The organism is Paraburkholderia jirisanensis, assembly GCF_054782355.1.
The window spans coordinates 77,629-94,783 of the sequence record NZ_BAAGSQ010000029.1; the positions used below are offsets into that span (position 1 = coordinate 77,629).

At 65.2% G+C, this 17,155-nt stretch carries 16 protein-coding genes; 12 read left to right on the top strand and 4 right to left on the bottom strand.

Features of this window, described 5'->3' with window-relative positions:
* Nucleotides 1–11: 11 nt before the first annotated feature.
* The 11 genes from ACYVNQ_RS26090 (at nucleotide 12) to pyrF (ending at nucleotide 11,691) form a co-directional block, all read left to right on the top strand.
* Nucleotides 12–947 (top strand): IclR family transcriptional regulator, encoded by a 936-nt coding sequence (locus ACYVNQ_RS26090; protein ID WP_460906260.1) that lies wholly within the window; start codon nucleotides 12–14, stop codon nucleotides 945–947.
* Complete coding sequence (locus tag ACYVNQ_RS26095) at nucleotides 944–2,092, top strand: 2-dehydro-3-deoxygalactonokinase (RefSeq protein WP_460906262.1); 1,149 nt, start codon at nucleotides 944–946, stop codon at nucleotides 2,090–2,092. Before ACYVNQ_RS26090 ends, ACYVNQ_RS26095 begins: the two co-directional genes overlap by 4 nt.
* A 33-nt stretch (nucleotides 2,093–2,125) precedes the next feature.
* Nucleotides 2,126–2,806, top strand: a complete 681-nt coding sequence (locus ACYVNQ_RS26100; protein WP_460906264.1) for a 2-dehydro-3-deoxy-6-phosphogalactonate aldolase — start codon at nucleotides 2,126–2,128, stop codon at nucleotides 2,804–2,806.
* The gene (locus ACYVNQ_RS26105) at nucleotides 2,803–3,597 is read left to right on the top strand and encodes an SDR family oxidoreductase (RefSeq protein WP_460906266.1); all 795 of its coding nucleotides are present in this window, start codon (nucleotides 2,803–2,805) and stop codon (nucleotides 3,595–3,597) included. Before ACYVNQ_RS26100 ends, ACYVNQ_RS26105 begins: the two co-directional genes overlap by 4 nt.
* Before the next feature lie 187 nt (nucleotides 3,598–3,784).
* Nucleotides 3,785–4,783 (top strand): arabinose ABC transporter substrate-binding protein, encoded by a 999-nt coding sequence (locus tag ACYVNQ_RS26110; protein WP_460906268.1) that lies wholly within the window; start codon nucleotides 3,785–3,787, stop codon nucleotides 4,781–4,783.
* Between the two features lie 207 nt (nucleotides 4,784–4,990).
* Nucleotides 4,991–6,514 carry an L-arabinose ABC transporter ATP-binding protein AraG gene (gene araG, locus ACYVNQ_RS26115; protein ID WP_460906270.1) on the top strand — a complete coding sequence of 508 codons (1,524 nt, stop codon included), beginning with the start codon at nucleotides 4,991–4,993 and terminating at the stop codon, nucleotides 6,512–6,514.
* Between the two features lie 143 nt (nucleotides 6,515–6,657).
* Nucleotides 6,658–7,677, top strand: coding sequence for an L-arabinose ABC transporter permease AraH (araH, locus tag ACYVNQ_RS26120; RefSeq protein ID WP_460906272.1), 1,020 nt, complete (start codon nucleotides 6,658–6,660; stop codon nucleotides 7,675–7,677).
* Nucleotides 7,678–7,746: 69 nt separating this feature from the next.
* Nucleotides 7,747–8,547, top strand: a complete 801-nt coding sequence (locus tag ACYVNQ_RS26125; protein WP_460906274.1) for an SDR family NAD(P)-dependent oxidoreductase — start codon at nucleotides 7,747–7,749, stop codon at nucleotides 8,545–8,547.
* Nucleotides 8,544–9,461, top strand: a complete 918-nt coding sequence (locus tag ACYVNQ_RS26130; protein ID WP_460906276.1) for an SMP-30/gluconolactonase/LRE family protein — start codon at nucleotides 8,544–8,546, stop codon at nucleotides 9,459–9,461. The genes ACYVNQ_RS26125 and ACYVNQ_RS26130 overlap by 4 nt, the downstream gene beginning before the upstream one ends.
* Nucleotides 9,462–9,656: 195 nt before the next feature.
* Nucleotides 9,657–10,718 carry an aldose 1-epimerase gene (locus ACYVNQ_RS26135; RefSeq protein ID WP_460906278.1) on the top strand — a complete coding sequence of 354 codons (1,062 nt, stop codon included), beginning with the start codon at nucleotides 9,657–9,659 and terminating at the stop codon, nucleotides 10,716–10,718.
* Nucleotides 10,719–10,875: 157 nt separating this feature from the next.
* The gene (gene pyrF / locus ACYVNQ_RS26140; RefSeq protein WP_460906280.1) at nucleotides 10,876–11,691 is read left to right on the top strand and encodes an orotidine-5'-phosphate decarboxylase; all 816 of its coding nucleotides are present in this window, start codon (nucleotides 10,876–10,878) and stop codon (nucleotides 11,689–11,691) included.
* A gap of 89 nt (nucleotides 11,692–11,780) precedes the next feature.
* Here pyrF and ACYVNQ_RS26145 read toward each other — a convergent pair whose 3' ends face one another.
* From ACYVNQ_RS26145 to thiL, 4 genes are read right to left on the bottom strand one after another with little or no spacing between them, the layout of a single operon-like run.
* The gene (locus tag ACYVNQ_RS26145) at nucleotides 11,781–12,299 is read right to left on the bottom strand and encodes a cupin domain-containing protein (protein ID WP_460906282.1); all 519 of its coding nucleotides are present in this window, start codon (nucleotides 12,297–12,299) and stop codon (nucleotides 11,781–11,783) included.
* A 51-nt stretch (nucleotides 12,300–12,350) separates the two neighbouring features.
* Entirely contained in the window at nucleotides 12,351–12,851 is a 501-nt protein-coding gene (locus ACYVNQ_RS26150) for a CinA family protein (RefSeq protein ID WP_460906284.1), read from the bottom strand.
* Between the two features lie 48 nt (nucleotides 12,852–12,899).
* Complete coding sequence (locus ACYVNQ_RS26155; RefSeq protein WP_460906286.1) at nucleotides 12,900–13,547, bottom strand: phosphatidylglycerophosphatase A family protein; 648 nt, start codon at nucleotides 13,545–13,547, stop codon at nucleotides 12,900–12,902.
* Nucleotides 13,537–14,532, bottom strand: coding sequence for a thiamine-phosphate kinase (gene thiL / locus ACYVNQ_RS26160; RefSeq protein ID WP_460906288.1), 996 nt, complete (start codon nucleotides 14,530–14,532; stop codon nucleotides 13,537–13,539). The genes ACYVNQ_RS26155 and thiL overlap by 11 nt, the downstream gene beginning before the upstream one ends.
* 218 nt (nucleotides 14,533–14,750) lie before the next feature.
* On the opposite strand from thiL, the gene ACYVNQ_RS26165 reads away from it, so the two are divergent.
* Complete coding sequence (locus tag ACYVNQ_RS26165) at nucleotides 14,751–17,048, top strand: NADP-dependent malic enzyme (RefSeq protein WP_460906290.1); 2,298 nt, start codon at nucleotides 14,751–14,753, stop codon at nucleotides 17,046–17,048.
* The last annotated feature ends 107 nt before the right edge of the window (nucleotides 17,049–17,155 follow it).

A 17,155-nucleotide genomic window follows, 5' to 3' on the forward strand; every position in this document is an offset into this window, starting at 1 on the left:
GCACGATCGCCATGAATAAAGCGATGCCTACTCACGCCGGGTCCGAAGCGGACACCCTCAGGAAACCGGTCGCGCGCCCGGCCAACGGCGCGGCACTGCCGCCCGTCGACCGCGACACGATTGCGCTGCCGAGCACGCTGCTCGACATCACGCCACAGCAGGCCGGCACGCAGACGTTGCTGCGCGGCCTCGCGATTCTCGAAGCCGCCGCAGCCGGCGTGCGCGACCTGCGCACCTTCGGCGCGGCGCTCGGCACGACGCGCAGCACCACGCACCGGCTCGTCAGCAGCCTCGTGCAGGCGCGCTATCTGCGCCAGGTGCAGGGCGGCTATCTGCTCGGCCCGAAACTGATCGAGCTCGGCACCATTGCGCTTGAACAGATGCCGCTGACCGCCGTCGCGCATCCGCACCTCGCGACGCTCGCCGAACTGACGCACGACACGATTCACCTCGGCGTGCGCGACGGCGACGACGTGCTGTACATCGACAAGATTCCCGGCACGCGCGGCCTCGAAATGCGCTCGCGGGTCGGCCACCGGATGCCGCTCGCGTCGACCGGCATCGGCAAGGCGATGATGCTCGACCTCGCGCCGGAAGCCTGGAACTCGCTGTTCGATGCATCGCGCCGTGCGCTGGCGGAGGTCAGCTTCAAGCCGGATAACCGGCCCGACCTGCAGACCTTCATGCAGCGCATGACGAACTACGCGGCAGGGGGCTTCACCTTCGACCTCGAAGAAAACGAGGCGTCGATCCGCTGTGTGGCCGCGCCGGTGCGCGACGCGTCGGGCGCGATCGTCGCGGCGCTGTCGGTGGCGAGCACGATTCCGTATATGTCGCTCGAACGGATGGACGAACTGATTCCGGTGTTGCAGCGCGAAGCGCGCGCGATTTCCGAAGAGCTCGGCTGGCGTGCGCCGCAACCGGCAACCCGCAGGATCAAACGATGATCGGACTGGGTTCATGCGCCTTTCCGGCGCGGGCCAAGCTTCGCTCGGGTGCCGAAGGCGAACCGGGTGGTGCGGCCGCGCGCACGGCGGCGCGCGGCGCGCCGGCGCTGATCGCGCTCGACTGGGGCACGACGGCGTTGCGCGCGTATCTGTTCGATGCAGCGGGCGAGGTGCTCGATACGCGCGCGTCGACCGCGGGCATCATGAATTTGCCGCTGGCGGCGCAAGACGGCGGCTTCGACGCCGCGTTCGACGCGGTGTGCGGCGCCTGGCTCAAGCACACGCCGCAGCTACCGGTCGTCGCGGCAGGCATGGTGGGCAGTGCGCAGGGCTGGCAGGAAGCGCCTTACGTCGAAACCCCGGCCAGCCCGGATGCGATCGTGCGCGGCATCGTACGTGTGCAAACCGCGTGCGGCGCCGTGCTGAATATCTTGCCGGGCGTGCTCGAGCGCGGCGAACTGCCGAACGTGATGCGCGGCGAAGAAACACAGATTCTCGGTGCGCTTGTCGATGCGACTTCAACGGCAAGCGCGGTTAAAAGCGAAGCCGCAAACGCAGCAGCCGCATCCACCGACGCCGCGAAAACATCCGTCGGCGCGCTGATCGGCCTGCCGGGCACGCACGCGAAGTGGGTGCTGGTGCGCGACGCACGCATCGAGCGCTTCTACACGTTCATGACCGGCGAAGTATTCGCCGCGCTATCCGAGCATACGATTCTCGGCCGCACCATGACGACGCCCGATCGCCCCGATACAGCAGCGTTTCTGCGCGGCGTCAGCGTCGCGCGCAGCCACGGTCACGCCGGCATGCTCGCGACCATTTTCAGCACCCGCACGCTCGGCCTGACCGCGCAGCTCGCGCGCGAAGAGCAGCCCGACTATCTGTCCGGCCTGCTGATCGGCCATGAACTGAACGGCCTTGAAGCCGTGCTGACACGCCAGCAATCGACGCTTGCCGGCCGCGCACTGCGGCTGATCGGCAACGAAGCGCTGTGCGAGCGTTATCGCCTTGCACTCACCCAATACGGCTGCCAGCAGGCCGAACTCGTCAAGCAGGCGACCGAGCGTGGCCTGTGGCGCATGGCGGTGCAGGCGGGCCTCGTCAAGCCGGCCGCGGATGCGGCGCCGGCAGCACGCGTCGGATAACGCGGCATCACGAATCAGCAAAAAGGAATCGACATGCAAGCCCAACTGAATCTGCCCGGTCCGTACCAGCCCCATGCCGGTTTGCGTGCCGCTTTCGAAGCGTGTCCGCTGGTCGCGATCCTGCGCGGCGTGACGCCCGCCGACGCGGTCGACCACGGCCGCGCACTCTATGAAGCGGGCTTTCGCATCGTCGAAGTGCCGCTGAACTCGCCGCAACCGTTCGACAGCATCGCGGCGATCCGTCAGGCGCTGCCGCCGGACGCGATCGTCGGCGCCGGCACCGTGCTGCAGGCCGACTTCGTGCGCGAGGTAAAGCAGGCGGGCGGCGAGCTGATCGTGATGCCGCATGCGGACCCGGATGTGGTGCGCGCGGCGAAGTCGCTGGGGATGGCCTGTGCGCCGGGCGTTGCGACGCCGACGGAAGCCTTTATCGCGCTGAAGAACGGCGCCGACGTGCTGAAGATGTTCCCGGCCGAACAACTCGGCTGCCAGGTCGTCAAGGCATGGCGCGCGGTAATCGCGAACGAAGTGCCGCTGCTGCCGGTGGGCGGCATCACGCCGGACAACATGGGCCCGTTCCTCACCGCCGGTGCGAACGGCTTCGGCCTCGGCTCCGCGCTGTTCAAGCCGGGCCAGAGCGCCGCAGTGACGGCGTCGCATGCAAAGGCGTTCATCAACGGCCTGCGCATCGCCCGTGCGGGTGCAAAGAAATGAATCGGCTGCAAGGCAAGGTCGCACTGGTGACAGGCGCCGGCCGCGGCATCGGCGCGGCGATCGCGCTGGCGTTCGCGCGCGAGGGCGCCGCGGTGGTGCTAGCCGAACTGGATATCGAAACGGCCGAGCGCACCGCGCAACACATCCGCGCGCAAAGCGGTAGCAGTGGCGGCAGCGGCGCTCGCGTCCTCGCGGTGCACACCGACGTCACGCAATCGGCCTCTGTCCAGCAGGCAGTCAGCGAAGCGGAACGCGCGTTCGGCCCGCTCGACGTACTGATCAACAACGCCGGCATCAACGTGTTCTGCGACCCGCTGACGATGAGCGACGACGACTGGCGCCGCTGCTTCGCGGTCGACCTCGACGGTGTCTGGAACGGCTGCCGCACGGTGCTGCCGGGGATGGTCGAGCGGGGCCGGGGCAGCATCGTGAATATCGCATCGACGCACTCGTTCAAGATCATTCCCGGCTGCTTTCCGTACCCGGTTGCCAAGCACGGCGTGATCGGACTGACGCGTGCGCTCGGCATCGAGTACGCGCCGCGCAGCGTGCGCGTCAACGCGATCGCACCGGGCTACATCGAAACACAACTGACGCGCGACTGGTGGGACAACCAGCCCGACCCGGCAGCCGCGCAGCAGGCCACGCTCGACCTGCAGCCGATGAAGCGCATCGGCCGGCCGGAAGAAGTCGCGATGACCGCCGTATTTCTTGCATCGGACGAAGCGCCGTTCATCAACGCGAGCTGCATCACGATCGACGGTGGCCGTTCGGCGCTGTATCACGACTAAAGAAGTTTGAAGCAAGGAGGCGCAGCAAGTACTCACGGGTGCAGCCTTTCCCACCCCCGCGAACTTCTGCAACAAGCCGCACGCACTGCGGCACACAGCATCAACCGGTTGACGCGCTGGCCGCGTGTGTCAGTCCCGGTACAAGACGCGGCCAAATAACCTTCTCGTTACTCAGGAGACACGCATTATGAAACGCAGAATCTTCCTCACGCTCGCAGCAGCGGCAGCCGGCGTGCTGTTCAATGCACCGGTCGCGCAGGCCGCCGATCCGGTCAAGATCGGTTTTCTGGTGAAGCAACCCGAAGAACCGTGGTTCCAGGACGAGTGGAAGTTTGCTGAAGCGGCCGCCAAGGAAAAGGGCTTCACGCTGGTGAAGATCGGCGCGCCGTCGGGCGAGAAGGTGATGAGCGCAATCGACAACCTCGCTGCGCAAAAGGCGCAAGGCTTCGTGATCTGCACGCCGGACGTGAAGCTCGGGCCGGGCATCGTCGCGAAGGCGAAGGCCGACAACCTGAAGATGATGACGGTGGATGACCGCCTCGTCGACGGCGCGGGCAAGCCGATCGAAGCGGTGCCGCATATGGGCATCTCGGCGTACAACATCGGCAAGCAGGTCGGCGACGGCATCGCGGCTGAGATCAAGAAGCGCGGCTGGGACATGAAGGACGTCGGCGCAATCGATGTGACCTACGAGCAGCTGCCGACCGCGCATGACCGCACCGGCGGCGCGACCGACGCGCTGATCGCCGCGGGCTTCCCGAAGGCCAACGTCATCGCTGCGCCGCAAGCGAAGACCGACACGGAAAACGCATTCAACGCCGCCAACATCGCGCTGACCAAGAACTCGCAGTTCAAGCACTGGGTTGCCTACGGCCTGAATGACGAAGCCGTGCTGGGCGCCGTGCGTGCAGCGGAAGCGCGTGGTTTCAAGGCCGACAACATGATCGGCATCGGCATCGGCGGTTCGGATTCGGCATTGAACGAGTTCAAGAAGGCAGCGCCGACCGGCTTCTACGGCACGGTGATCATCAGCCCGAAGCGCCATGGCGAAGAAACCTCGGACCTGATGTACGCGTGGATCACGCAAGGCAAGGAACCGCCGAAGCTGACGCTGACCAGCGGCATGCTGGCCACGCGCGACAACGTCGGTTCGGTGCGTAAGGAAATGGGTCTCGCGTCGAACTAAGGCGGCAACGCACGACGCAAGAGGTCATAACGGCAAGGCGCAACACGCGTGGATGCACACTGCGGAACGGCAAAACGGCAAGCGCCAGTTTGCACGGGCAGTTCCGCATCCGCGCGTGTCGTGCGAACGGTTGCATGAGCCGCGAACGAAGTTCGTGTGATGGCTCATGCAACCGCTCATGTAACCCCAGAAGCAACAGGAGGCGAAGTGTCAGCGACGCTGCGTTTTGACAATATCGGCAAGGTGTTCCCAGGTGTGCGCGCGCTCGACGGCATTTCCTTCGACGTGCATGCGGGGCAGGTGCATGGCCTGATGGGCGAGAACGGCGCGGGTAAATCGACGCTGCTGAAGATTCTCGGCGGCGAGTATCAGCCCGATTCCGGGCGCGTGCTGATCGACGACAACGAAGTGCACTTCGCGAGTGCGGGTGCGTCGATTGCGGCCGGCATCGCGGTGATTCACCAGGAATTGCAGTACGTGCCGGATCTGACGGTGGCGGAGAACCTGCTGCTCGGCCGTTTGCCGAACGCGCTCGGCTTCGTCAACAAGCGCTTCGCCAAGCGGCACGTGCGCGAGCAGCTCGCGGCGATGGGCGTCGACCTCAATCCAGACGCGAAGCTGCGCAAGCTGTCGATCGCGCAGCGGCAGATGGTGGAAATCTGCAAGGCGCTGATGCGCAATGCGCGCGTGATCGCGCTCGACGAGCCGACCAGCTCGCTGTCGCACCGCGAAACCGAGGTGCTGTTCAAGCTGGTGCGCGACCTGCGCGCCGATAACCGCGCGCTGATCTACATCTCGCACCGGATGGACGAGATCTACCAGCTGTGCGACTCGTGCACGATTTTCCGCGACGGTCGCAAGATCGCTTCGCACGCGACGCTCGAAGGCGTGAGCCGCGACACGATCGTCAGCGAAATGGTGGGCCGCGAAATTTCCGATATCTACAACTACACGCCGCGGCCGCTCGGTGAAGTGCGCTTTGCGGCGAAGGGCATCGAAGGAAAACCGCTCGCCGAGCCGGCCAGCTTCGAAGTGCGGCGCGGCGAGATCGTCGGCTTCTTCGGGCTGGTTGGCGCGGGACGCAGCGAACTGATGCATCTGGTCTACGGCGACGACCCGAAGAAGGGCGGCGAGCTGATGCTCGACGGCCGGACCATCAAGGTGAAAAGCGCCGGCGATGCGATCCGCAAGGGCATCGTGCTGTGCCCGGAAGATCGCAAGGAAGAGGGCATTGTCGCGATCGCTTCGGTGTCGGAGAACATCAACATCAGTTGCCGGCGCCACTATCTGCGCGCCGGCATTTTCCTCGACCGCAAGAAGGAAGCCGCCACCGCGGATCGCTTCATCAAGCTGCTGAAGATCAAGACGCCGAGCCGCCGCCAGAAAATCCGCTTCCTGTCGGGCGGCAACCAGCAGAAGGCGATCCTGTCGCGCTGGCTCGCTGAACCGGACCTGAAAGTCGTGATTCTCGACGAACCGACCCGCGGCATCGACGTCGGCGCGAAGCACGAGATTTACAACGTGATCTACCAGCTGGCCGAACGCGGCTGCGCGATCGTGATGATTTCGTCGGAGCTGCCGGAAGTGCTCGGCGTGTCCGACCGCATCGTCGTGATGCGGCAAGGCCGCATTTCCGGCGAACTGGCGCGTGGCGACGCGACCGAGCAATCGGTGCTGAGCCTCGCGTTGCCGCAGAGTTCGACTACGCCCGCCGCGGCGCAGGCGGCCTGACGGCATCGTAGGGCAGCAAGCTGCACGCTCGCGTTGGCCGCCAACAGGCCGCGTGAATTCGACGAACGGATACGAAGGTCGGTAACCCGCGCCCGATGGCACGAAGCGGGACCGAACCGCACAAAACGGTAGGAGCCAGGCAAATGCAACAAGCTAGAGAAAACCTCGCGCAGCAGGCCGCGAAAAGCACCGCGGAAGCGTTGATTCCGCAAGGCAACGACCGCCAGAAATGGTGGCAGCAGATCACCGAATACAGCCTGATCGTGATCTTCGTCGTGATGTTCGCCACGATGTCGCTGACCGTCGAGCACTTCTTCTCGATCGAGAACATGCTCGGTCTCGCGCTGTCGATCTCGCAGATCGGTATGGTGGCGTGCACGATGATGTTCTGTCTCGCGTCGCGCGATTTCGACCTGTCGATCGGCTCGATCGTCGCGTTCGCCGGCGTGTTGTGCGCGATGGTGCTCAACGCGACTGGCAATACCTTCATTGCGATCGTCGCCGCGGTGTGCGCGGGCGCCGCGATCGGCTTCGTGAACGGCGCGGTGATCGCGTATCTGCGCATCAATGCGCTGATCACGACGCTCGCCACGATGGAAATCGTGCGCGGCCTCGGCTTTATCGTGTCGCACGGCCAGGCGGTGGGTGTGTCGTCGGACACGTTTATCGCGCTCGGCGGCCTGTCGCTTTTCGGCGTGTCGCTGCCGATCTGGGTCACGCTGCTGTGCTTCATCGCGTTCGGCGTGATGCTCAACCAGACCGTGTACGGCCGCAATACGCTGGCGATCGGCGGCAATCCGGAAGCGTCGCGGCTGGCCGGTATCAACGTCGAGCGTACCCGCGTGTACATCTTCCTGATCCAGGGCGCGGTGACGGCGCTAGCCGGCGTGATTCTCGCGTCGCGCATCACGTCGGGTCAGCCGAATGCAGCGGAAGGCTTCGAACTGAACGTGATTTCCGCGTGCGTGCTGGGCGGCGTGTCGCTGCTCGGCGGCCGCGCGACGATTTCCGGCGTGGTGATCGGCGTGCTGATCATGGGCACCGTCGAGAACGTGATGAACCTGCTGAACATCGACGCGTTCTATCAGTACCTGGTGCGCGGTGCGATCCTGCTTGCGGCGGTGCTGCTCGACCAGTTGAAGAACCGCGGTTCGCGCGATTGAAGCCGCCCATCTGCCGCTGATGCCGCTGACTCAATACGCACGCTGCAACCCGACCTGAGGAACCGAACGATGTCGTCTCCGGCCAACGCGAACGCCCGGCAAGCCGCCAGCGCGTACGCGCACTATCCGAGTCTCACCGACCGCACAGTACTGATCACCGGCGGCGCGACGGGCATCGGCGCGTCGTTCGTCGAGCACTTCGTCGCGCAGGGCGCGCGCGTCGCGTTCGTCGATATCGACGACAGCGCCGCCGAGGCGCTGGCCGATCAGCTCGGCGATGCGCGCCACAAGCCGCTGTTTGTGCGCTGTGACGTGACCGATCTCGATGCGCTGAAAAAAGCGGTCGACGACGTGCGCGCGGCCGTCGGACCGCTTGCGGTGCTGGTCAACAACGCGGCGAACGACCGCCGCCACACGCTGGCCGAAGTAACGCCGGAATCGTTCGATGCAGGCATCGCAGTGAACCTGCGGCATCAGTTTTTCGCCGCACAGGCCGTAGCTGACGATATGAAAGCTTCCGGCGGCGGCTCGATCATCAATCTCGGTTCGATCAGCTGGATGTTGAAAAACGGCAACTATCCGGTGTACGTGACGGCGAAAGCCGCGGTGCAAGGTTTGACGAAGGGGCTTGCGCGCGAACTCGGTCCGTTTCATATTCGCGTGAATGCACTCGTGCCGGGATGGGTGATGACCGAAAAACAGCAGCGCTTGTGGCTCACCGATGCGGGACGCCGCGCGATCAAGGAAGGGCAGTGCCTCGATGCGGAGCTGATGCCGGACGATCTCGCACGCATGGCGTTGTTCCTCGCCGCGGACGACAGCCGGATGATCACCGCGCAGGATCTGATCGTCGACGGAGGCTGGGCATGAGCGGCGCCGCGCGGCAACAGGTGGCGGCGCTCGCGATCGACGTCAAATGCAAGCTGGGCGAAGGCGCGACGTGGTGTGCGAGAAGCGGCCGCTTCTACTGGACCGATATCGAAGGCGCGCGCTTGTGGCGCTACGATCCGCGCGACGGGCGCAGTACGTTCTGGCCGATGCCTGAGCGGCTTGCGAGTTTCGCGCTGTGCGCCGATCCGCATTATTTGCTGCTTGGGCTTGCGTCGCGGCTGGCGTTTTTCGATCTGGCGACTGGCGAGATCGAGCCTATCGTCGACGTCGAACCCGGTATGAATACACGTCTCAACGACGGCCGCTGCGATCGCCAGGGCCGTTTTGTGTTCGGTACCAAGGACGAAGCCGCGCCGGTGCAGCCGATCGGCGGCTTCTACCGGCTCAATCGCGACCTGACGCTCGAGCGCTTGCCATTGCCGGCGCCGGCAATCTCGAACAGTATTGCGTTCAGTCCCGATGGCGCGACGATGTACTACTGCGATTCGCCGACCCGCGAAATCCGCACCTGCGATTACGGCGCTGACGGCAGCGTACGCAACGACCGGCTGTTCGTGAAGCTGGCCGACCCGACCGGCGAGCCCGACGGCTCGACCGTCGATACCGAAGGCGGCTTGTGGAATGCGCACTGGGGCGGTGGCCGGGTGGTGCGCTACGCGCCGGATGGCACCGAGACCGAGCGCGTGCTGGTGCCCACCGCGCAGCCGAGCTGCGTCGCGCTGGGCGGCGCCCGGCTCGGCACGCTTTACGTAACGAGCGCGCGCGTCGGGCTGGACGCCGCCGCGCTGCGCGACGATTCGCGCGCCGGCGCGGTATTCATCGCGACGCCCGCGCGCCGCGGTGTGCCAGAACCGCTTTTCGCAGGCGCGCCCACCACGCGCGCTATCGCGTAGCGTGCCGACGTTTTTTCGGCGGTGCGCACTGTGCCGCCGTGCTTTAACCGCTTGTGTTGGTTTGATCGCCAGAAGCAGGGCAGTTCGCAGCATGCAGCACAGACCCAAAGAGGTGGCCGGTTTCCCGCGCTGCCCGCACAGAAGCAGCCGTCGGCAATCGACGGCGACATTCGATGCCTCTCGAGGGAGCTTGATATGACTGTGGCGAATTCTGCTGTGCCGTCTTCTTCACCTGTACGAACCCGCCAGGCGCGGCTCGAAGCGGCCGCGCATCCGGTGTTAGCTGGACCGAGCACGTCGGCGGTGGCCATCGGCGCGGCCAGCGCCGGCGAGCTTGCGTGCGTGACGCTCGCCAATATCCATTTGCGGCTCGACGTCGCGCCTCGCTTAGGTGGCGGCGTGACCCGCTTCGACTGGCGCAGCGACGGCAATCTGGTGCCGGTATTCCGGCGCTGCCGCCATCTGGGCGCGGATACCGATGCGAACGAACTCGCGTGCTACGCGCTGCTGCCGTATTCGAACCGGATCGGCGGCGGACGCTTCAGCGTCGGCGCGCGCACGGTCGAGGTGCCGTGCAACCGCGCCGGCGAAGAGCTGCCGCTGCATGGCGACGGCTGGCTCGCCGCCTGGCAGATTGCCGATGCGGACCAGCACAGCGTACGGCTGACGCTCGATCGCAGCGACGGCAAGCCGTATGCATTTCGCGCCACGCAGACTTATGCGCTCGACGGGCCGACGCTCGTGATGACGCTCGAAGTCGAAAATGTCGGGCGCGAGCTGATGCCGTTCGGTCTCGGCGTGCATCCGTTCCTCGTGCGCGATGCCGATACGCAACTGGCGGCGGCCGCCGCTGGCTTGTGGCTGTCCGACGACGACTGGCTGCCGGTGCGGCATGTGCCGGTGCCGCCGGCCTGGCAGTTTGGCGTTGCGTATCCGTTGCCGGACACGTTGGTCAATCACGCGTTCACCGAGTGGAGCGGCCGCGCGACGATCGTTTGGCCGAAGCGGCGGCTGTCGCTGACGGTGTCGTCGGATACCGACTACTACGTGCTGTACACGCCGCCGGGCAAGGACTTCTTCTGCTTCGAGCCGGTCGATCATCCGATCAACGCGATGAACCTGCCGGGCGGCGCGGCCGAACACGGCATGACGATGCTGGCGCGCGGCGCGCGCCTGTCGCGCACGTTCCGCTTCACGGTCGAACATACCGGGCTGCGCGCGGTAGCCGGTGGGCGCGGTGCGAAGCGGCAGTCGTGAGGATGGCGCCAGGTGCCGCGTGGCGGCAGCGGCGTGCTTCATGCGGTGGATGTGATGCGTGTGCGTGCCGCCCGCGCGACCCGGCGACGGGCGCAGATGAAAGACGCGAGTAAAATACGCGCCTCATCTGCTCCTCACGCCCGCTGCGGGTCTCATCATGTCCTCCTTCATTCAGACGCTCAATCTCGCCTGGCAAAACACGAACTCGCTGCTGTGCGTCGGGCTCGATCCCGAGCCCGCGAAATTTCCGGGCGCACTCGCCAACCGTTCGGATGCGATCTTCGATTTCTGCCGCAAGATCGTCGATGCCACGGCGCCGTATGCGTGTGCGTTCAAGCCGCAGATCGCGTATTTCGCCGCGCATCGCGCCGAAGACCAGCTCGAGCAGTTGATCGCGCATATCCATCTGAAGCACCCGCAACTGCCGGTGATTCTCGACGCGAAACGCGGCGATATCGGCAGCACCGCCGAGCAGTACGCGCGCGAAGCGTTCGACCGCTATCGCGCGGATGCGGTGACGGTGAATCCGTATATGGGCTTCGATTCGATCGAGCCGTATCTGGAACATCAAGGCAAGGGCGTGATCGTGCTGTGCCGCACGTCGAATCCGGGCGGCTCCGATCTGCAGTTCCTGGAGACGGGCGGGCAGCCGCTGTATCAGACGGTGGCGCGGCTCGCGGCGCAGAAGTGGAATGCCAGCGGGCAACTGGGTCTGGTGGTCGGCGCGACGTTCCCGAAGGAAATCGAGGTGGTGCGCGGGATCGTCGGCGATATGCCGCTGCTGATTCCGGGCATCGGCGCGCAGGGCGGGGACGTCGAAGCGACGGTGCACGCCGGGCGCACGGCAGCAGGAACGGGGATGCTGATCAACTCGTCGCGGGCGATCATCTACGCGGGCAAGGATGACCACTATGCGGAGGCCGCGGCGCAGGCTGCGCAGAAGACGCGCGATACGATCAACGCATATCGTTGAAGCGATCGCAGCCGCGAAATGATTCGAACCGCCACGCGCGACTTCAAGGCCCGCAACGGTTCGTTCGAGTGAGCGCGGTATTGGCGGCGTTAAGCCGCCGGACCAAGCCGCGCGATCAACTCCCGATGCGCGGGATATTGCGCTTGCAGTGCGGCCACATCGCCCACTTCGAATTCGCTGAACTCGAAGCCCGGCGCCACTGTGCAGCCGACCACCGCGAAACTCTGCGGATCCTCGCATTCGGCGGCGAACCAGTCGCCGGCCCGCACGATCGCCTGAAACACCGTATCTGCATGCGTCAGCGCATTGCCGAGCCGGTGCGTCGTCAGCTTGCCGTCCCGATCGAGCACGTGCACGAGTAGCGGCGTGCCGGCATAGAAATGCCACGCCTCGTCGGACTTCAGCCGATGCCACGTCGAGTGCGCACCGTCGCACAGCATGTAGTAAATCGCGGTCGATGCCGAACGCGGTTCGTCGGCGCCCGCGCGATGCACGGTCTGCGTGGCGCGATAAGTTTCACGGTAGTACCCGCCTTCCGGATGCGGAATCAGTTCGAAGCGGCGGATCAGGTCTTCTTTGGAAAGCTGGGTTTGATTGATGGTCGGCATGGTTGAGCCGTGCACGGCGCACGAAGAAAACGCAACATCGAACAGAACGCTTCAGCGCTCGCGTTCATCCAGCAATTTCAGCAGTCCGCGCAAGCCCTGCTCGGCGGCCTGCACGCGAATCCGTTCGCGGTCGCCTTTGAATACGTGCGTCTCGACCAGCGTATGCAGCCGGTTGCTCCACCCGAAGCACACCATGCCGACCGGCTTGGTCTCCGTGCCGCCGCCCGGCCCGGCAATGCCGGTGATCGACAGCGATACCTGCGCGCGGCTGTTGCGCAGCGCGCCGTCGGCCATCGCGCGCGCCACCTGTTCGCTGACCGCGCCGTGCTTCTCGATCATGTCGGCCGGCACGCCGATCATTTCGCTCTTCGCCTGGTTCGAGTACGTGACGAAGCCGCGTTCGAACCAGCCGCTGCTGCCCGAAATATCGGTGATCGCCATCGCGACCATGCCGCCCGTGCAGGACTCGGCGGTCGCCAGCATCAGACGTTCGTCGCGCAGGCGGTTGCCGACGCGGATGGCGAGTTGATGAACGACGGTAGCGGTAGGCATGCGAGGGGTCCGCGGTTATGGACTTGCAGGTGGCGCAATCAGCGCCGGTCAGACCGACATGCGCCACAGCGCGATCACGAGCAACGTGAAGAACGCGGCGACGAGATCATCGAACATGATGCCGAAACCGCCTTTCAGTCTGCGGTCGAAGTAACGGATCGGCGGAGGTTTCAGCATGTCGAAAAAGCGGAACACGATGAAGGCCCATAGCTGGCCGGTAAACGTGGCGGGGGTCACCATCAGCAGCACGAGCCAGAACGCGACGATCTCGTCCCACACGACCGGCGACGGATCGTCGGTGCCGAGCCGCTTCGCCGTGAACGCGCAGACCGCGATGCCGCCGAAGAACCCCGCAACGATCAGCACAGCCCATTCGATGACGGTAAGACGATTGCTGAACGCCGCAAATGAAGCCCACGCGAACAGCGTGCCGACGGTGCCCGGCATGATCGGCGACAGGCCGCTGCCGAAGCCGAGCGACAGCAGATGCAGCGGGTGCGACAACATGAAGCGAGCGGTGGCACGGCGCGGCTGCGGCTCGCGCGGGCCGGGGCCGCCGATGTCGTTCGGATAGCGGCTCGCCGCGGCGCCGGAGGCTGGGCCGTCGGGTGCGGCGGCGCCGGTGGCCGGCACGCCGGTGGCCGGTACGCCAGCTGCACGACCGTCGTCGGAGCCGAGCGAGGGTTCAGTCTGCATGGAAATGATCGAAGCCTTGCAACGTCAATGTAAGCGGAGTGCCGGCCGCATCGCGCCACGCGATGGCCGGTACGGCTGCGGCCGATTCCGGAGCGCTTATTGTACCGATGCGGGTTACCGGCACACCCAGCTTGTCACCGACTTTTTCAATTGACGCCCGCGCGGTGGCCGAAGCAGTGAAGCACAGTTCATAGTCGTCGCCGCCGGCCGCCGTGCAGCGCAACTGCACGTCGCGCGGCAGACGCGACAGCGCGGCTGAGCGTGGCAGTGCATCGGCATCGACGGTCGCGTTCATCTGCGAGCGTTCGAGGATATGCAGCAGGTCGCCCGCCAGTCCGTCCGACAGGTCGAGTGCCGCATGCGCGAGACCGCGCAGTTCGAGCCCGAGTGCGACACGCGGTTCCGGCCGCTCGAGGGCGCGGCGAAATGCCACGGTGTCTTCGGCATCGGCGTTCCATTCTTTGCGCTGCACGCCGAGGCCCGCGCGCGCATCGCCGAGCACGCCCGAAACCCAGATGTCATCGCCCGCTTTTGCTGCGTCGCGGCGTAGTGCGACTTGTGCCGGCACCGAGCCGAACACGGTTATGCAAAGGTTCAGCGGACCGCCCGTCGTATCGCCGCCGATCAGTTCGCAGCCAAACCGCTCGGCGATCTCGAACAGGCCATCGCTGAATGCCGATAGCCACGCTTCGTCGGCGCGCGGCAGCGAGAACGCGAGCGTGAATGCTTGCGGCCGCGCGCCCATTGCGGCGAGATCCGACAGGTTCACTGCAAGCGCTTTGTGACCAAGCGCATGTGGATCGACGTCGGCGAAAAAGTGCCGGCCTTCGACCAGCATGTCCGTCGATATCGCGAGCAATTCGCCGGCAGGCGGCGTGATCAGCGCGCAATCGTCGCCGATGCCAAGCGCGGCGGCGGACCCCGGACGCGTGCGCGACGCACGGCGCGCAAAGAAGCGGTCGATCAGCGAGAACTCGGAAAGCATGTCGATTGGTTCGGAAGACGTTAGGCAAACGAAGCCGCTTGTTTGCAAAAAGATTGCAGCACGATGTCCTGAAAATGCTGCACTGCGATGCGCGGCGGCGCGCGTTCAGCGGGGTTTCAGTCGCGGCCCCTGTACCTCGAATGAAAGGCTTGAATTGTGGGATTGGCGCTACAATGCCCGTCGAACATCTATTCTAATCCGCCAATTCAGGCTCGCTTATGTCGAATTCCGCCAACAGCAAACTCCGTGAAGCCGCGCTCGACTATCACGAATTCCCCACTCCCGGAAAGATCGCCGTCTCGCCCACCAAGCAGATGATCAATCAGCGCGACCTCGCGCTGGCGTATTCGCCGGGTGTCGCGTTCGCGTGCGAGGCCATCGTCGAGAACCCGCTGAACGCAGCGCGCTTCACCGCGCGCAGCAATCTGGTTGGCGTCGTGACGAACGGCACCGCGGTGCTCGGCCTCGGCAACATCGGCCCGCTCGCGTCGAAGCCCGTGATGGAAGGCAAAGCCGCGCTGTTCAAGAAGTTTGCGGGCATCGATGTGTTCGACATCGAGCTGAACGAGTCCGACCCGCACAAGCTGGTCGACGTGATCGCTGCGCTCGAACCGACCTTCGGCGGTATCAACCTCGAAGACATCAAGGCACCCGATTGCTTCATCGTCGAACGTGAAGCGCGCAAGCGGATGAAGATCCCGGTGTTCCACGACGACCAGCACGGCACCGCGATCGTGGTCGCCGCGGCGATCCTGAACGGGCTGAAGGTGGTCGGCAAGAACATCCGCGAAGCGAAGCTGGTGACGTCGGGCGCGGGTGCCGCGGCGCTGGCGTGTCTGGAACTGCTGGTCGACCTCGGCCTGCCGCTCGACAACATCACGGTGACCGATCTCGCGGGCGTGGTCTACAAAGGCCGCACCGAACTGATGGATCCGGACAAGGAGCACTACGCACGCGAAACCAGCGCGCGCTCGCTGTCGGAAGTGATCGGCGGCGCGGACGTGTTTCTCGGCCTGTCGGCTGCCGGCGTGCTGAAGCAGGACATGGTCAAGCAGATGGCCGACAAGCCGCTGATTCTCGCGCTCGCCAACCCGACGCCGGAAATCCTGCCGGAACTCGCGCGCGAAGTGCGCCCGGACGCGGTGATCGCCACCGGCCGCACCGACTATCCGAACCAGGTGAACAACGTCCTGTGCTTCCCGTTCATCTTCCGCGGCGCGCTGGATGTGGGCGCAACCACCATCACGCGTGAGATGGAGATCGCCGCGGTGAACGCGATCGCGGAACTCGCGCGCCAGGAGCAGAGCGATATCGTCGCGACCGCTTATGGCATTCAGGATCTGTCGTTCGGCCCCGAGTACCTGATTCCGAAGCCGTTCGATCCGCGCCTGATCGTCAAGGTCGCGCCGGCCGTCGCGAAGGCTGCGATGGATTCGGGCGTCGCGACCCGTCCGATCGAGGACATGGACGCGTACGAGCAGCATCTGCAGCAGTTCGTCTACCACAGCGGTACGACGATGAAGCCGATCTTCCAGCTCGCGCGCAGTGTCGAGGCAACGAAGAAGCGCATCGTGTTCGCCGAGGGCGAAGAAGAGCGCGTGCTGCGCGCGGTGCAGATCATCGTCGACGAAAAGCTCGCCAAGCCGATCCTGATCGGCCGCCCGGCCGTGATCGAGCAGCGCATGACGCGCTATGGTCTGCGTCTCGTCGCGGGCCAGGACTACACGGTGGTCAACACCGATCACGACGAGCGCTATCGCGACTTCTGGCAAACCTACGCGAAGATGATGTCGCGCAAGGGCATCAGCGAGCAGATGGCCAAGCTCGAAATGCGCCGCCGCACCACCTTGATCGGCTCGATGATGGTGAAGAAGGGCGAAGCCGACGGCATGATCTGCGGCACGATCAGCACGACGCATCGCCATCTGCATTTCGTCGATCAGGTGATCGGCAAGAAGGAAGGCTGCAGCGTGTACGCGGCGATGAACGCGCTGGTGCTACCGAACCGTCAGATATTCCTCGTCGATACGCACGTGAACGTCGATCCGACGCCGGAACAGCTGTGCGAAATCACGTTGATGGCCGCTGAAGAAGTGCGCCGCTTCGGCATCGAGCCGAAGATCGCGCTGGTGTCGCATTCGAACTTCGGCACGAGCCACGCGCCTTCCGCGCAGAAGATGCGCACGGTGCTGGCGATGCTGAAAGAGCGCGCGCCGGACCTCCAGGTGGACGGCGAAATGCACGGCGACGTCGCACTCGACGCGAATCTGCGTCGCGAGATCCTGCCGGACTCGACGCTCGAAGGCGACGCGAACCTGCTCGTGCTGCCGAACATCGACGCCGCGAACATCTCGTACAACCTGCTGAAGACGGCGGCCGGCAACAACATCGCGATTGGTCCGATGCTGCTCGGCGCGGCCCAGCCGGTGCACGTGCTGACCGCTTCGGCGACGGTGCGCCGCATCGTCAACATGACCGCGCTGCTGGTCGCCGACGTCGCCGCCGCGACGCGCTAAGTTTCACGTCTCTTTTCAGCACCGCCTTGCCCTGAAAAAAAGGGCGTGCCCGCAACGGGCACGCCCTCAGGGTGCGCAGGGGATTAGCCACCCAAAAAGGCCGGATG

What these genes read in the sequence shown, in the direction of transcription:
- ACYVNQ_RS26145 (WP_460906282.1), bottom strand. Translation starts at nt 12,299, where the DNA reads ATGCCGACCATCAATCAAACCCAGCTTTCCAAAGAAGACCTGATCCGC.
- ACYVNQ_RS26130 (WP_460906276.1), top strand. Translation starts at nt 8,544, where the DNA reads ATGAGCGGCGCCGCGCGGCAACAGGTGGCGGCGCTCGCGATCGACGTC.
- ACYVNQ_RS26135 (WP_460906278.1), top strand. Translation starts at nt 9,657, where the DNA reads ATGACTGTGGCGAATTCTGCTGTGCCGTCTTCTTCACCTGTACGAACC.
- ACYVNQ_RS26165 (WP_460906290.1), top strand. Translation starts at nt 14,751, where the DNA reads ATGTCGAATTCCGCCAACAGCAAACTCCGTGAAGCCGCGCTCGACTAT.
- ACYVNQ_RS26125 (WP_460906274.1), top strand. Translation starts at nt 7,747, where the DNA reads ATGTCGTCTCCGGCCAACGCGAACGCCCGGCAAGCCGCCAGCGCGTAC.
- ACYVNQ_RS26105 (WP_460906266.1), top strand. Translation starts at nt 2,803, where the DNA reads ATGAATCGGCTGCAAGGCAAGGTCGCACTGGTGACAGGCGCCGGCCGC.
- araH (WP_460906272.1), top strand. Translation starts at nt 6,658, where the DNA reads ATGCAACAAGCTAGAGAAAACCTCGCGCAGCAGGCCGCGAAAAGCACC.
- ACYVNQ_RS26100 (WP_460906264.1), top strand. Translation starts at nt 2,126, where the DNA reads ATGCAAGCCCAACTGAATCTGCCCGGTCCGTACCAGCCCCATGCCGGT.
- ACYVNQ_RS26150 (WP_460906284.1), bottom strand. Translation starts at nt 12,851, where the DNA reads ATGCCTACCGCTACCGTCGTTCATCAACTCGCCATCCGCGTCGGCAAC.
- thiL (WP_460906288.1), bottom strand. Translation starts at nt 14,532, where the DNA reads ATGCTTTCCGAGTTCTCGCTGATCGACCGCTTCTTTGCGCGCCGTGCG.
- ACYVNQ_RS26095 (WP_460906262.1), top strand. Translation starts at nt 944, where the DNA reads ATGATCGGACTGGGTTCATGCGCCTTTCCGGCGCGGGCCAAGCTTCGC.
- ACYVNQ_RS26090 (WP_460906260.1), top strand. Translation starts at nt 12, where the DNA reads ATGAATAAAGCGATGCCTACTCACGCCGGGTCCGAAGCGGACACCCTC.
- ACYVNQ_RS26155 (WP_460906286.1), bottom strand. Translation starts at nt 13,547, where the DNA reads ATGCAGACTGAACCCTCGCTCGGCTCCGACGACGGTCGTGCAGCTGGC.
- pyrF (WP_460906280.1), top strand. Translation starts at nt 10,876, where the DNA reads ATGTCCTCCTTCATTCAGACGCTCAATCTCGCCTGGCAAAACACGAAC.
- ACYVNQ_RS26110 (WP_460906268.1), top strand. Translation starts at nt 3,785, where the DNA reads ATGAAACGCAGAATCTTCCTCACGCTCGCAGCAGCGGCAGCCGGCGTG.